Raw genomic sequence first — 15,185 nt, forward strand, 5'->3', positions numbered from 1 at the left:
AACGATTAGTCAGTTTTTGTGGATTGAGGTTCTAGCGGCGGTAGCATGAGGCGTCTGGGGGCCAACGAGCTTCATTCTTACAGTCTTCTGAACACGAAATTGTTGACTTTGCGGAAGAAAACGTCGTCAATAAGCAGTTCAACAACGTGACCTGGCCCTACAGTCGAGCCAAGATCTTGAAGATTCAACGCCTTGTTGCGATCTTGCTGCTAGTGATCGTCTCTCAGAACGGCATTGCGGGCGAACAGCAACTTTCGACGCCGGTCCCTTTTTATCCGCTGGGACCAGGCGCCTGGGAAGGATCTGCGGAATCGCTGGTCTTGGGAACGCTGAAGAAAATTGAGCAACCAGAACAGCGACAAGGCACGATCCAGGGTCGCATACAAGTCATGTTGACGATCACGATCGAGCGGACGATGCTGGGCCCTCCCCTTCCGCAGCAGGAACTCATCTTGGAATCGGTCTGGTATGATCCCTCTCGTTATCTTGCCAGCGGCGAGTTGGGGCATCCGCGAGTCGGCGACCAGGTCTTTTACCAATATCGAGCCAATGAAGATCGTAAATTGCCGGAACTGTTTCGTCGGGCTCCGTTGGGTCAGGCGGTCTCTGTCGAAATTGATCGCATCGAGCGGGCGAAACAGATCATCGCCATGAAGGATTCGCAGCAAGCGGCCCAACGGACGATCGCAGGATGCGTCGATCCAGATCCGCACTTCGCGATTTGGTGCCTGAGCGTCCATGGATCATATCCAAAGCAAAGCGGCGATCTAAGGCACGAGCGAGTCTATGGCGCGATTCGAGCTTGGATATCAGAGGAGCAGTATTCTTCGTTGCTGTGGAAGATCCTCCAGGATCCCAGCACGCATCCGGCGGTCTATCAATTCGTTGATCAGAGGCTTGCCCAACGGGAGCTTACGGTGGACGAGCATGAGATGAGACATCGAAGTCATCTGCGTCGGTTCGCCACTATTTTCACCGAACCGGACGGAGTCAACTACCGGGTTCTCAACAATGAGATCCGGTATTTGCTTTGCGATTCCTATTCGAAGACGCCAGGCGTCTTGCGGCGAGCGGCGCTTACGGAATTGGAAAAACAAATCACTCCTGATGTCCGCATCGAATATCGTTCGAGCGTGATCCGTTTCGCTGGCGGTTTGTATGTCCCCAAGCAGGATATCGACCAGGAAGCGACCTACGCCGCTGTGTTGCATTTCCATCGCCAATTCCATCCGCTGCATCATCCGGAAAGGCAAATCCCCGCGATTTCGTATTGCGCGGCGCTCGACGGGCTGATGCGCCGGTATAGCGATTCCAAGCGTAAAATATGCGAGGATGGCTTCGACCTTCTGGTAGAACTGATCGTCGGCGGAGACGAAAATTCGTCGTGGATAGCGGCTTCGAAATTAACCTCTTACGCGGATCATTGCCGGCGCAAAAAGATCGATTGGATCCTGATCAAGAGTCAGTTAGAGACGGCGCGCGATCTCGCGCCTCACGCAGCAGCCAAGAAGATACTAACCGTGTATCTTCAGCGGTGGGAAGATGCGGACGAGACGGTCCGTGAGTCGTGAGTCTCGTATTTCATTTCTCCAAAAGCCGTCGCCATCAAGCGAAGGGCCTCCTTGGTGGGTTGCGCGGTCGGCAATCTCGATCGATCTTAACTACCGGAGCTTGGCTTGCTTCACCTACGCGTGTTACATGCCGGGAGCGACGCTGATTGCATGCGACGCGCGGGGTGGTGCGCCTCTGGAAATGCCGAAGATTGTCCGTTGACAGAACGCACGGAATTCGGGTCGATTCTAGGCGGAGGACCCACCAGCGATTTATGATCGGACGGCGGCCAACGGATCATACATACTAGCACTAGGTTTTAGAACGCTACTCATGCGGGAACGAAAGGCGACGATGGAGGGAGTCCGGATCGCTGTCCAGTCCAACCTGGTCCAATGGGAGTGGACAAGCTGGGTAAGGTTAGTTGGGGAGATCGAGGTCAAGCTTGAAGATGGGCGGTCCGCTGGACGTGACAAAAAATCAAAGCGATCCGGTCCAGTGGTTCGCTCCAGAAAAAACGCGCTCGAGTCCAGTCCACATTGTGAAACCAGTCACGAAGTCGTAGCCGAGTGCGTCGAATCGCATAAAAGGCTGAAAAGGAGGAACTCGGGGGGCAGATCGCTCCTTACGACCTAGGAAAAAAGTAGAGCGGTCCGGTCCAGTCCGCCAACTTCAAAAAAAAGCAGAGCGGTCCGGTCCGGTTAGGCGACGGCCGGTTCGGCCGCGCTGGGGCGTAACCGATCGGTGATCGCTTGTTCGAGCCGGCGGATGATCCAGGGAGAGATGAACGCCATGTTGGCGATTAGCATCGCTAGGCCAAAGGTGATCATCCCCATGCAGATGGCGATGCCCAAGTGCAGCGGTATCGCCATGCCGATCACCAGCGGGCGAGTCAGTCGGGGCCAGACCAAAAAGGTGTAGGTCAATTCCCAGGCGACGCTGATTTGCGTCAGTGCGTTGATGACCAGCGGATAGGCGGCCAACCAGGTCATGTCGAGCGATTGATATTCGGAGTTCGCCAGTGCGCCCCACATCGCCGAGCCATCCCACCAGGTTTCGCCACCCAGTTTGCTCAAACCGGCGAACAGATAGATGACGCACATGTGAACCTGAATCAGACGAATCGAGATATTCGCGACGGTGCTTTGCTGCGGTCCATCCATGCGGACCTTGCGGCGGCGCTTGAGCCAATGGTCAAGACTATAGGCTTCGCCGGCGGCGCCCAGCATCAAGTACATGATCAGCAGCCCGTTGATTTGATCGAGACCAAACAAGGCGCCCGGCACGCGATGCGCGTAGCTGATGGTGATGATGAACGACAGCACGCCGGTGATCCGAGTGTAAAGACCGAGCGTAAACATCAGCAAGATGACCAGCGCCACGATGTGGGCCGACCATAGCAGCGCCGGCGAACCGTCGACTAGCGGCAGATAGCTCCACGCGAAGGGGCTCTGCCCTTGCATGCGATTGGCCAAGTCATGCGAGATGCGTCCGCCTGCGCCCAGAAAACCATAGAGGTCCAACGACCAGACCAGGTGCGTATAAAAGATCATCGCGCCGCCCAAGATCCGAATCAGCCCGAGCGTGGCCGGATCGGTCGGCGTGAACCAAAAGCGGTTCCAGCCGTCGATAACGCCGCGATAGAGTTCGTGCAGATAGTCGCGAATCATATTTCTTCGGCCTTTACCGGCGGAGGGGTCAGCATCACCGGAACGGAAGACTTCTTCTCAACTCCATCACGCGTGTAGACGCCGAGCTCGCGTTCGCTGTAGAGCGAAGGATCGGAAAGCGGCATGCCAGCGGCGACATCCAACGGATGAGGAATCCCATGTTCGACAAGAAACAGCTTCACCTGCGCGGCGTCGTTTTCTTCGAGCAAATAACGGCCGACCGACGCGAGATAGGCGTCGCGCAAGCGCTCCGCGTTTTGATAGCCGGCTCGTGCTTCGGCAGGCGCCTCTGGGGGCGGACCTTGCGGCGGAATGCTGGTGACGTTGTTCAGCGACTCGCTGATCATGAAGTGCCGATGGTACAGCAGGCGCGGCCAATGAACTTCCAGGTTCGGAAACCGCCCTGCTCCGACCTGGTTGCCTGCGGCGTCAAGCAACTCATAACGGACCAGATGACTCGCGCCGGGATTGGGCGCAAAAAAGCGGTAACCATGGTCCTTCAAAAAGGTGATGCGCAAATAGGGAGCGTACAGCTTTTCGACTTGCTGCGACAAATAACTAGATGGCGGGGGAGACGCCCAGGGACCGACGAACAGCGCGGTCACATGGATGAGCAGCAGAATGCTGACCCAGCCGCGTACGGCGCCGCTCCAAAGAATGCGCGGCTGCACGTCCGGCGTCGGCGTGGGGGCCGATACGATCGGACTAGGAGCGGCAGTGCGGGCAGTTCGACTGAGCTTCGCCATAGCGAACGGTTGTGCGTTGGATGCGTGGAGCAAATAGAAAGCTGCGACACGCATTTTATCGACCATGCCCGGCCGCTTGTCCCGCGCGGCGCAAAAAGAGACCCTCGCAGCGGAAAGGCCGACTGCGAGGGTCTTATGGTTTATGCAGATTGTCAGCGAATGCGTCGCTTACTTGGCCGAAGCAAGTTCGGTCGCGTCAAAGTCAAAGCTGATGTCGCGAACGTCGCCGGCAGCCAGGTTGATCACCTTCTCTTTGGTGATTTCACGACCGTCTTTGTTGACGGTAACCAGGATGCGGTAGTCGCTCCACACGGCGCCATTTTTCAGGGCGCTGGTGTTGTAGGTGCGAACTTCGCCGCTCGACGCAGTTTCGTTACCGGCCAGCGACACTTTGGCGTTGGCGGGAACGTGCAGCGTCAGCTTGGTGTCGACCGGTTCGCTGGCGACTTGCGGCTGATCCGCCGAGCCGTTGAACTCGAACGACAAGTTGGCCGAATCACCGCCACCGAGTTGAACTTCTTTGGTCTCCACCACGGTCTTACCGTCACGAACCGTTTCGGCACGCAGTTGGTAGACGTACTTGAAGCCCGGCATCAGGTTACGCGAGACGAAGCGGCGTTGGAGCCCTTCGCTTGTCGTGGCCTTGCCGTTGACGAAGATTTTGACGTCCGAGGGGACTTCGACGTTGATGACGGCGTCGTTTTGAGCGCTGGTCATCGGGGTCGGCATCGCGTCAGCCGGAGCCGCTGGCATCACGTCCGTGCCAGGCGTAGCAGGAGCTTCATAGTAGTAGCTGCCGCCGTAGGTCGTGCCGGAGCTTCCGCCGCTCGAACCGCCGCTGCTGCCGTACGTGCCGGAGCTTCCGCCGCTCGAGTAGTAGCTGCCGCTCGATCCGCCCGAGCTACCGCCGCTCGAGTAGTGGCTGCGATAATATTTGTTCATGCGGTGATGTTGGACCAAACGGCTGATCAGTCCGCCGCTGCTGCCGTAGCTGCCCGAGCTTCCGCCGCTCGAATAGTAGCTGCCGCTCGAACCGCCCGAGCTGCCGCCGCTGGAATAGTAGCTGCCGCTCGAGCTTCCACCGCTGGAACCCCAGCTGCCGGAGCTGCCGCCGCTGGATCCCCAGCTGCAGGAACTTCCGCCGCTGGATCCCCATGAACCGTGCCAACCGGCTTGCACCGAAGTTGACATCAAACCGATTGCCATTACGGCGGCCATCGCAGCCGCCTTGTGTCCTAGCCTCGCCATCTTGCTGTATCTCCTAAAGCGTCTGAACGTTGTCCTACCGACTTGAGAGCACTGGCGACGCCAGCTGCTATCACTCGAACATAACATGCTCCGACAGTAGTTCAAGCAGAATAGGTAAAATTTGAGGCCAGGTGCGATTGTTGCAATAGAGGGGGTCCTTTGACATAAATCCCTGCAGACGCCAATTTTAGGGACCTATTTTTCCGGTTAATCTGTTAGGGGGGTCATTTTGACATCGTCGAAGCAGGCCTCGCCGGTCGCGCCAAACAAACCGATTCGGAGCAGCGCTTCTCTAGCCGCAGGGGGGACGCGGATCGTTTCGTCAATCTGTCGCCAGTCCGAGTCGGCGACAAAGGGACCGACGACTCCGCGGCCCACATCACGGCGAGCCGCATCATAAAAAGTGACCGCGATCATCGGGGCTTCGCGACGATCGTCGCCTAGCCCGATTTGGCTGGTTTTGACCCAGGCCGTGATTTGCAGACGATGAACATTTTCGCCATCGACGCCGAAGCCTTGCAGCGCCATCGAGGTTCGCCCTAGGTCGCTGTTTTGAAAGCGAACGAAACGTTTTCCTTGCGGCGCCGAATCGTCCTCGACCAACTCAAACTGGCGTTGATAGTACCAGCCGGCCATCTGATCATGCTCTTGCAAGTCGGCCTCAAAATCGCCGTTTGCGGCAAAGGGATGCAGCGGATCGGGTTTGACCTCACGATTGTCTTCGGCGGTTCCGGTCATCGGCACGAACAACGTGGGACGCAGCGCTTCGGCGACGAGTTTTCCATCTTTCTTCGTAAACAAATAAAGGGTTTGCTGGTAGCGTTCCCCAACCGGGATGACCATGCGGCCCCCTTCGCGCAGTTGATCAATCAACGGTTGCGGCGGCTTTTCGGGGGAGCAAGTCACGATGATCTTGTCGAACGGCGCGTGCTCGGCCCACCCTTTGTAACCGTCGCCAATCTTCGTATGGACGTTTTCATAACCAAGTCGGCGCAGCGTTCGAGCGGCGCTGCGGCCCAGTTCCGGCACGATCTCGATCGAATAGACATCCTTCACCAGCGGACTAAGAATAGCCGCTTGAAATCCGCTGCCGGTGCCGATTTCCAGCACTTTGTCATCCGGTTTGGTTTCGAGCGACTCGGTCATGTAGGCGACGATGAACGGCGACGAAATCGTTTGTTGACCGCCGATCGGCAAGGCCATGTCGTAATAGGCTTGCGAGCGATACTTGTAAGCGACAAATTCATGCCGCGGCGTGCTCATCATCGATTGAATCACGCGCTGATCGGTGACGCCGTTCGCGATGACCGCTTCTTCCACCATCACGCGCCGCGCGGCGGCCGCTGGATCCTCGGCCGTTAGGGGACCAGCGCTGGCGAAGACGAGCAGCGACAACAAGAGAGTCAGTGAGGGGCGATGCATGATCGTGTTCCTCCAATCGTGCGGATTTTTGGGCGAATTCTGCAATTATAGCTTGTGGCTTCGCCAAATCGAAAAATCGTCGTGCGCTTGCGACGCGCCAGCGAATGTGAAACACTTGCGTACTCCCCCCGCCCTTTCGTACCGAATGGATCGATCATGCGTACAAATCCGGTAAAGCAGAAGCTGAAAAATGGTCAGCCCACTTTTGGCGTCTGGCTTTCAATGGGCGACTACTTTGCTACGCGAACGTTGGCCCGCATGCCGTGGGATTGGCTGACGCTGGATCTAGAACACTCGCCGATCGATTGGGCTCAGGCGGCGATCCTGTTTGGCGCCGTCGCCGACGCCGGCGGAGTGCCGCTGGCGCGTGTCCCCCGCGGTGACCATGACCTGATCAAACGAGTACTCGACGCCGGCGCTTGGGGGATTGTCGTGCCGATGGTCGATACCGTCGAGCAGGCGAAAGCGGCGATCGCGGCGGCCAAGTATCCGCCCCAGGGAGACCGCAGCGTCGGCGGCGGCATGCATTCGATGAACTTTGACGCTTCGCCCGACGAGTATTTCGCCGCCGCGAACGAAGAGATCTTGGTCGTGCTGCAGACCGAAAGTCCCCGCGGCGTCGCCAATGCGACAGAGATCTACGCGCTGCCGGGCTGCGACGCGATCTTCATCGGACCGAACGATCTGTGGGCCCAGATGAAGACGGTCGAAAATCCCAACCCCACCCAAGCCGGACACGAAGCGTTGATCCAAGAGGTGATCTCGACCGGCAAAGATGTCGGCACGCCGACCGGCATGCATGTGATGACGGCGGAACAAGCGCTGCAACGTGCCGAACAGGGAATGCAATTTATCGCGATCGGCAGCGATGTTCGCATGATGGCGCTCGAAGCGGAAGCGACCCTAAAAAAATTGCGTCCCGAGGAAGGGACGCAAAGCGTGGTTCATTACTAGGGCCGACCCGGTAGATTTCTCGGCCGGGGAGACTACTTGGCGACCTCCGAGACTTGGGTCTCGGGGGGCGCGTCGGCCGAAACCTGTTGCGGCTGTGCGGCGTAGGCGGCCGCTTCCGCTTTCAGCTTGGTGAGCGTCGACTCGGCGGCGGCGAGCGATTTTTTGGTCGCTTCGACGGCGGCGGCGCGTTCTCCCTGTTGCTTTTCCAGTTCGGCCAATTCGGTCGTCAGCTTCGCTTTCGCTTCCTCGGCTTGTTTGATCGCCGCTTGACGTTGCTGCGTCTCTTTGGCGTAACCGGCGATAGCGCTTTCCAACTGCTTCTGCTTGGCCTGGGCGGCGACGATCACCTTCTTGACGCCGTCCAGGTCGGCCTTGGATTTGGCGACCGCAGCGGCCTTCTGTTGACGTTCTCCGTCTAGACGCTGCGATTCGGCGGTTTGCTTTTTCACTTCCGCGTCATCCGCCGCAACCTGTTGCTCCAACCGCTTGGCGGCAGCGGCTTGGGCTTCTGCGGCTTTCGTCAGCTTGGCGACTTCCGCCGTAGCGGCCGCCGCCAGCGATGTGGCTTGATCCGCTGCGATCTTGGCGGCGTCGGCGGCTTTGCGATTTTCGGCGACTTGTTGCGTGAGCGCTTCTTTGTCGGCGTCGGTCGCCGAAACAAGTTGCTCTTCCGAAGTCTTCAGAGCCGCCGCCGTCGAAGTCGCGGCCGCGGTCGCTTTGGTCGCATCGGCCTTGGCGGTCGCTTCTTTTTGCTTCGCCGCTTCGGTTTGTTGCGTCGCCGTGGTGAGCGCTGTTTGGGCGGCTTTTAATTCCGCTTGGCGCTTGGTGAGTTGGGCGGCGGCGTTTTTCATCTTCTCTTGGGCGCCTTGGACCGACTTCACCGCTTGGGCGAGTTCCTGATCCATTTTGGCGATAGCGGCTTCCAGCGATTTTTGCTTGTCGCCGTTCTGCTTGATCGCGGCGATTTGAGCATTCTTTTCGCTATCCGCTGTTTTCGTGTTAGCGGCGAGATCGGCGATTTCTTTTTGCAGGCGCGCCAGCGCTTCGACGTTGGCGGTTTGCTGTGACTTCTTGTCGGCCACTGATTTAACGGCGGCTGCAAGTTGAGTCGCCGCTTCGTCGGCTTTCGCTTTTGCGGCGGTCTGCGCCGTTTGCTGAGTCGCGATCTGCATCTCGTAGGTGGGCGGGTTCGGCGGCAGTTGGGCCACTTCTTCCATCTTCTCAAGATCCCACATTCGCACGATGCCGTTCCAATCGCCGGCGATGAGGCGTTTGCCGTCGTAGGTCAAAACCGCTTCTAAGGCGATGTCGTCGCAGGCGGGCGACTTCTTTTCTTCTTTGCCGTCGCCGCTGAAGACTTTGGCGAAGCGATCACGACCTGCCGTCGCGAGTCGACCATCTTGGCCAAAGCGGACGCATTCGGTGCCGCCGCCGTGTGCGTTGAACGATTTGATCGTTTTGCCTTCGTTCATTTCCCACAGTTTTACGGCGCTGTCTTCGCTGGCCGAAGCGAGCACATTGGAATCCCCGCGCCAGGAGACGGCGGTGATCGCCGCTTTGTGACCTTGCAGATTCAGATACTCTTGGGCCGCGTCCGCTTCCCAAACGAAGAGACCATTGGCGCGATCGCCGCTCGCCAAGAGAACGCCATCGGGGCTGTATTCGAGCGCCGTCACCCAATCCGTGTGCTTTTTGATCTCGTGCAGCAGCGACCCATCCTCGGTCGAGTAAATCCGGATGATCTTTTGCGGACCGCCCAGCGCGACGCGGGTCAGGCTCGGGTTGATATCGGCGGCCAAGACGACGTCCAACTCATCACCCAACTTCATCAAACGCTTGCCGGTGCGGACTTCGTACAAGACGACCGTGCCGGAGTGCGCTCCGCGACCGCCGCCGGCCAGCAATAGTTCGCCGTTGCGACTGAAGCGGAGGATGTACGCAATTCCTTCGGGATAGGGAAGGATGCCGAGCAGTTGTCCGTTGTCGGTGTTGTACAGAGAGATCTGCTTTTGTCCAGCGACTGCGGCTAGCGGCGCCCAAGGGCTGGTTGCGATTGAAGAGACGGCCGCGGCGCGATCGGTATAAACGATCGGCTCACGCCAAACGTTCTCTGGCATCGCCGCCGGACCTTCCGGCTTGCCGGTTGTCGTCGGACCGGCCATTTTCAGGCTCGGCTTGTTCGACTTCTTCGCGGTCGAGCCGCTGTTTTCCAACGCGCCCATTTCGATCCAGGCTTTGATTAGATCGAGCTTTGGTTGCGGCAGTTTGTCTTGATTGGGAGGCATCGCGGGAGTGTCGATATGCGCGACCAGATCCCACAGACGCGAACTTTCGATGTCCTGCGCGACGATCACTTCGCCGCTGGAGCCCCCTTCCATCGATTTGCCAAACGAGTCAAGGGCGAGTCCGCCTTTGGCGTCGGATTGATTATGGCAAGAGAAGCAGTGCTCGCGAAAAATCGCCCGCACATGATCGTCGTAGGTGATCTTGGGGCTGGCCGGCTTCTCTTGCGCGGCCAACGGAGCGGCGACCAACAACAACATCGCGGTGGTGTAGATTTTTTTCATAGCAGACTAGCGTCGGAAGGAAGCGAGGCAGGAAATCAAGCAGCGGCGACCAGGCGTCGCCGCTCACTGCGAAATTGCGTCTTAGTGGTTGAACAGGAACTCTCGCGAGTTCAGCACCGCCCAGAAGATATCCTCCAAGGCTTGCTGCTTATTCTCATCTTGATCAATCACCGCCAGAAGGCGAGTCTTTTCTTCTTCGGTCGGCTTGCGACTAAGGCAGCGAACATAAATCTGCTCCATCACTTGATCTGGCGTCAGCTTGTCTTCTTTGAGCCAGGTGCTGACCAGCTTGCCTTGTGAGATCTTCCCTTGCGTCGCGTCGCCGTTCAGCATGTGCAGAGCTTGCGACAAAGTGGGAGAAGTCTTCGCTTCACACGCACAAACCGTCGCACGTTCGGCGCGGCCGAAGGTGGTCAGGAAGTAGGTCGAAGTTTTGCCGTCGGCGATCTGGACCGCTCGGGCGCCAAGCGGGAGACCTTTGAACTTATCTTTGGTCTCGGTCGATTGGCTAATGCAGTCGAGCAGTTGTTCCGCCGGAATGCGGCGAACTTGCGAGTAGGCGAAATTCTTGGTGTCGGTCTTGTTCAATTCATTCGGCAACGTCGACCGTTGATAGGCGTGCGACGCACAGATGTCTCGAACCAACTTTTTGAAGTCGTACTTGTACTCGATCAGTTTGGCCGACAAAGCTTCCAGCAGTTCCGGATTGCTGGCCGGGTTGCTGACGCGGATATCGTCGACCGGATCGATGACGCCGACCCCAAAGAAGTGATCCCAGATTCGATTGGCCGTATTGGTCGCAAAGAACGGGTTCTCTGGCGAAGTGAGCCAATCGGCCAAAACTTCGCGGCGATCGCGGCCCTTTAAGTCGGGCTGTTCGCCGCCGAGGAACTTTGGCGCCATCACGCGGTTGTCGACCAAATGGCGAACGTCGCCGCCGCGTCGATCATAGATGATGCGTTCGCGTTCATCTTCCGCATTCTTGCGTCCGACTTGGGCGAAGAAGGCGGCGAAGCTGTAATAGTCGTCCATCGTCCAACGATCGAACGGATGGTTGTGGCACTGCGCACACTGCGTGCGAATGCCCATAAAGACCTGAGCGACGTTTTCCGCCGTCTTCAGGGTGTCGCGTTCGATCTCGTAGAAGTTGGTGGGAGGATTGCTAAACGTACCGCCGGTAGCGCCGAGCATCTCGCGAACCATCTCGTCCAACGGAACCCCGTTGGCGATTTTCTCTTGCAACCAACTGTTGTACAGGAAGGCCGATTTGTAGCTGACGCGATTGTTTTCGCTCTTGATCATCAGCAACTGGGCCCATTTCATCGCCCAGATTTCGGCAAACTCTTTCCGCTCGAGCAGGCGATCGACCAGCTTCACGCGTTTGTCGGCCGATTGGTCGGCCATGAACTCAGCGTATTCTTCTTCGCTCGGCAATTGGCCGGTGATGTCAATCGTCACACGGCGGAGATATTCTTCGTCGGTGCAGAGTCCGCTAGGAGTAATCCGCAGCTTGTGCAACTTGGCGCCGACCAGTTTATCAATGTAATTGCCCTCGATCGCCGGCTTTTCGTAGTTCAGGTCTTTGGGCAGGACGATGACTTGGCTGCCGACCGTATGCGTGTCGAAGCGAGCCATCACGAACGCTTCGCCTCGATTGGCGGCGACCGCCATGCCATCTTTTCCGACCGGCACCGAGTTGTCGTTGCTGGTCAAAAAGACGGCCAGGTCGGTAATGTCGCGGGTGGTGCCATCGGCGTAAAAGCCTTTGACGATAAACTGCTGTTTGGCGCCTTCCCCTTCCAAAACGGCCTTGGGAGGATAGATTTCGATCTTTTCACAAAGCGGCGGTTCGCTGGCGTCGCGTTGAGCGCCGGTTTCGAGCCAACGCAGCAGCGTCGAGTAATACTCAGAGTCTTGATCGAACAGCTTACCGCCGGTATGCGGAACCGAGCCGATCGCTTTTTCCATCAACAGGCTCGCCTCTGGAACGGCTAGGTTGATGCGGCGTGCCGCCAATTCGCGGGTCACGCGGTCATAGTCGCCGTTGGGATCAAAGCCGAAGAGCGAAAGACGGAAGCCATCTTTGCCGCGAGCCGCGCCATGGCAACTGCCGGTATTACAACCGGATCGCATGAAGACCGGCATGACGTCCTGTTTGAAGCTCACGGCGCGTTCGGCGCCTGCTTGTTCCACTTTGACCGGCACTTCCGACTTGAAGCCGGAATATTCGATGGTCAGCTTGGTCTCGCCATCGGCGGCCGGCAACAACGTCGTCCCCTGCAACTTGACGATTTTTTCATCGCCAACCGACCATTTGGCTTCGCTGGTGACGTCAATGGTGACATCATCGGCGCGGGTCGCACGCACGACAAAATTTTGCTGATCGCGTGACGTCAACAATTCGGCCGATTCGGGATAGACGTCGATCTTGACGATCTCCGACTCGGCTACGGCCAGAGCGGCCATGCCGACGGTCATCGCGAGGGCGATCATCCCTGAGGCTGTCATTTGTTTCACAGCAATTCTCCTAGTCTTATTGTCGCTTCCGGGGGGGAAGTCGTATGCGTTGGTAACGTTGGAAAAGAAACTAATTGCCCGCCGCTGCTTTGGCCGCTTCTTTCTCCATGCGCAATTGCTCAAGGCGACTTAGCGGTTTGGGAGCTGCTTCTTTCTTCGGTTCTTCTTTTTTGGGCTCTTCTTTTTTGGGCGCCGGGGCCACTTCTTTGGGACGCGGCTTGTCGACGCGGATCTCGCCGGTTCCAAGCGTATGCGTGATCGGCTCGTCGTTTTGCATGATGATCGCGCGAGCCATGATCGACTTGTGGCGACCATCTTTCGTCTCGGGCGTCGCTTTGACGGTAAAGACGGCTTGCGCTGAGTCTTTGGTGATCTCGGTCGGTTCCGCCGTAGCGCCATTGGGCAATCCCAACAGCTCGATCTTGGCGGCGCCTTCAAAGTCGAGCTTCTTGGTGACCTCGATGACGTATTGCAACTCGCTCCCTTGTTCCATCGCCGTCTTGGCGAACGCGAAATCAAAGAAGCGATCCGAAATCGTCAGCGTCGAGAAGGGAGTCGCCGCTTCGACGGCGCCAGATTTGTAGCCGGCGCGGCCGATGACGCAGATCTTCCAGTCGCCGATCTCGGCGCCGCCGTTGGCGGTCACAGGGATAGACGCTTCGTCTTTGCCCTTTTCAATCTTGATCGAGCCGGACGAGCCGATGCCCGGCGGATTGTAAAGCATGCGGAGCGAGATTTCGGCGTCGAAACCTTCTTCGCGAATCGCTTTGACTTTCAGCTGCATCGAGCCGTTGCGCACGATCGGCACTTTGGGCTGAATGATTTCGAGCTTGAACGGGATCTTTTCGGTCACGGCCAACGTCATGCGATCGGCGTTGTGACCCCAAACGTCCGAGTTGTTGCGTCCGCGAACGAGCAACGTTCGTTGATCAATGTTGCCGGTGACATTGATTTTATCGTCGACGGGACTTCCCGTGACATTCACCAAGGCGCTGGCCAACGGAGCGTCAGCCGCCGCTTTAAACAACACCGGCACGGTCGTTTGATTCCCCTTCATCGTGAGGATCTCGTATTCGACGCCGGGAGGAAGATCGGTCAGCACCGCGTTCAGATCGCCCCCCCAGTTTTCGCGTTTGGCGCTCAGCAGCAACGCATAGTTGTTCCCTTGCGGGACCTCGGCGAAGTGCGAGACGTACTGGCGAACCTCGGGAACGCCCATCGTCAGAGCAGGCACGACGCGGGTGATTTCGATCCGATAGATGAACTCGGGGCCACCTTTTTGCAGGTGATCGATGACGCGAACCAGATAGTCATCATCTTCGGGGACTTTCAGGCGATAGAAGCTGTCGAGTCCGCCGGAGTCATCGTTACCGCCGACGCTGCCGCCGTTAGAGCGATAGACGTTGACGACCGGATCAAGCGGCGAGCGAAGCGGTTCACGCGAGTAAACGCGAATGTCGTATTGCTCTCCCTTTTTGGCGGAGAACTTGAAGTAGTCGGTGTCTCCCTTGCCGCCGATCGCGCCGTTGGCGGCGCCGGGCGCTTCCATCGGAGTCGCTTCGGCTTGGGCGTCGTTCGGTTCCGCTTCCAGCGCGTTGGGGATGTCGATTACGCGCATCCGGTTCGGCGAAGGAGCGATTCCTTTCTCGTCTTGGGCGAAGAACTGAAATACCCCGGGCGCGTCAGGCAGCTTCACACGCGTTTTTTTCTCGCCGCCTGCGTCGCCGACCATCGTAATTTCGACTTCTTCGCCGGGACGTCCGCCGCCGGGGTAAACGCCCAGCGGTCGCGGGAATTCACCCACATGCAGACGATAACTGGCGGCGCCATTACCGCCGTAGCTGCTTTCGCGAACCTGGAGGATGTAACGACCATCTTCGGGAGCGATCAAAGAACAGACGCAGTCTTGATAAAGCAACGGCGCATCATCACTTCGCGCCAGTTCAAATCGTTGTTCGTTCAGGATCGCCAGATAGGGATCGTAGTTGGTGCGACCAATGCGAAGTCCTTCGAGCTCGGCCGTGATTCGCTGTCCCTTTTTCGCTTCGATCACATAGAAGTCTTCGTCTTCGTTTTGCACGACGCCGTTGACGACGACATTCATCTCGATCGGTTGCGGCGCTTCAAATTCGCTGTTCGGCTCTTTTTCGGAAATCTCCGGCATTGCGCCGACGTAGAACGTCTGCATGTTGGAGACGCCAGAATTGGTCCGAATGCGGACTGCATGCATGCCGAGTCGGCAGGTCGAATCTGCGACCAGAACTGCGACCGCTTTTTTCGGCTTGTCTTTGTCCTCGACCGGCTTGATCTCTTTCAGAGTCAAACCTGGCGTGTAAAAGACCATCCCCGCGAAGTCTTGGAGACGGTCACCCCGAATTTCGACTTCAAGCTCGGTCCCACGCTGCATGCCGACAGGCGAAATCGAACTGAATTGCGGTTCGGCCGCAGAGAGAATGGACGTAGAGACGAAGCAAATAGCAATCGCTAATAGTCGATGGCGATTCATCTTC

The 15,185-nt window shown here is 57.8% G+C and carries 9 protein-coding genes; 2 read left to right on the forward strand and 7 right to left on the reverse strand.

Annotated features, from left to right (window positions below):
- Positions 1 to 146 precede the first annotated feature (146 nt).
- Positions 147 to 1,571, forward strand: coding sequence for a hypothetical protein (locus DSM3645_RS10595; RefSeq protein WP_002652148.1), 1,425 nt, complete (start codon positions 147 to 149; stop codon positions 1,569 to 1,571).
- 681 nt (positions 1,572 to 2,252) lie between these two features.
- Here the strand turns inward: DSM3645_RS10595 and DSM3645_RS10605 are convergent.
- From DSM3645_RS10605 to DSM3645_RS10620, 4 genes are all read right to left on the reverse strand, one after another.
- A complete protein-coding gene (locus DSM3645_RS10605) occupies positions 2,253 to 3,221 on the reverse strand; it encodes an HTTM domain-containing protein (RefSeq protein WP_002652149.1) in 969 nt (322 codons plus the stop codon).
- The gene (locus tag DSM3645_RS28070; protein WP_237564793.1) at positions 3,218 to 3,967 is read right to left on the reverse strand and encodes a hypothetical protein; all 750 of its coding nucleotides are present in this window, start codon (positions 3,965 to 3,967) and stop codon (positions 3,218 to 3,220) included. Before DSM3645_RS28070 ends, DSM3645_RS10605 begins: the two co-directional genes overlap by 4 nt.
- A 168-nt stretch (positions 3,968 to 4,135) precedes the next feature.
- Positions 4,136 to 5,185: a TIGR03000 domain-containing protein gene (locus tag DSM3645_RS28075; RefSeq protein ID WP_002652151.1), complete on the reverse strand. Its 1,050-nt coding sequence runs from the start codon at positions 5,183 to 5,185 to the stop codon at positions 4,136 to 4,138.
- Between the two features lie 237 nt (positions 5,186 to 5,422).
- Positions 5,423 to 6,637: a protein-L-isoaspartate(D-aspartate) O-methyltransferase gene (locus tag DSM3645_RS10620; RefSeq protein ID WP_050769344.1), complete on the reverse strand. Its 1,215-nt coding sequence runs from the start codon at positions 6,635 to 6,637 to the stop codon at positions 5,423 to 5,425.
- 156 nt (positions 6,638 to 6,793) lie between these two features.
- Between DSM3645_RS10620 and DSM3645_RS10625 the strand changes: the two genes are divergently transcribed.
- On the forward strand, positions 6,794 to 7,591 hold the full coding sequence (locus DSM3645_RS10625) for an HpcH/HpaI aldolase family protein (RefSeq protein ID WP_002652153.1): 798 nt from the start codon (positions 6,794 to 6,796) through the stop codon (positions 7,589 to 7,591).
- Between the two features lie 32 nt (positions 7,592 to 7,623).
- Here the strand turns inward: DSM3645_RS10625 and DSM3645_RS10630 are convergent, their stop codons facing one another.
- The 3 genes from DSM3645_RS10630 to DSM3645_RS10640 form a co-directional block, all read right to left on the reverse strand.
- Positions 7,624 to 10,158 carry a c-type cytochrome domain-containing protein gene (locus DSM3645_RS10630; RefSeq protein WP_002652154.1) on the reverse strand — a complete coding sequence of 845 codons (2,535 nt, stop codon included), beginning with the start codon at positions 10,156 to 10,158 and terminating at the stop codon, positions 7,624 to 7,626.
- An 81-nt stretch (positions 10,159 to 10,239) separates the two neighbouring features.
- Positions 10,240 to 12,666: a DUF1549 and DUF1553 domain-containing protein gene (locus DSM3645_RS10635; RefSeq protein ID WP_116344476.1), complete on the reverse strand. Its 2,427-nt coding sequence runs from the start codon at positions 12,664 to 12,666 to the stop codon at positions 10,240 to 10,242.
- 79 nt (positions 12,667 to 12,745) lie between these two features.
- Positions 12,746 to 15,181 (reverse strand): PPC domain-containing protein, encoded by a 2,436-nt coding sequence (locus tag DSM3645_RS10640; protein WP_040351765.1) that lies wholly within the window; start codon positions 15,179 to 15,181, stop codon positions 12,746 to 12,748.
- Positions 15,182 to 15,185 lie beyond the last annotated feature (4 nt).

Source organism: Blastopirellula marina DSM 3645, assembly GCF_000153105.1.
Lineage (GTDB): Bacteria > Planctomycetota > Planctomycetia > Pirellulales > Pirellulaceae > Blastopirellula > Blastopirellula marina.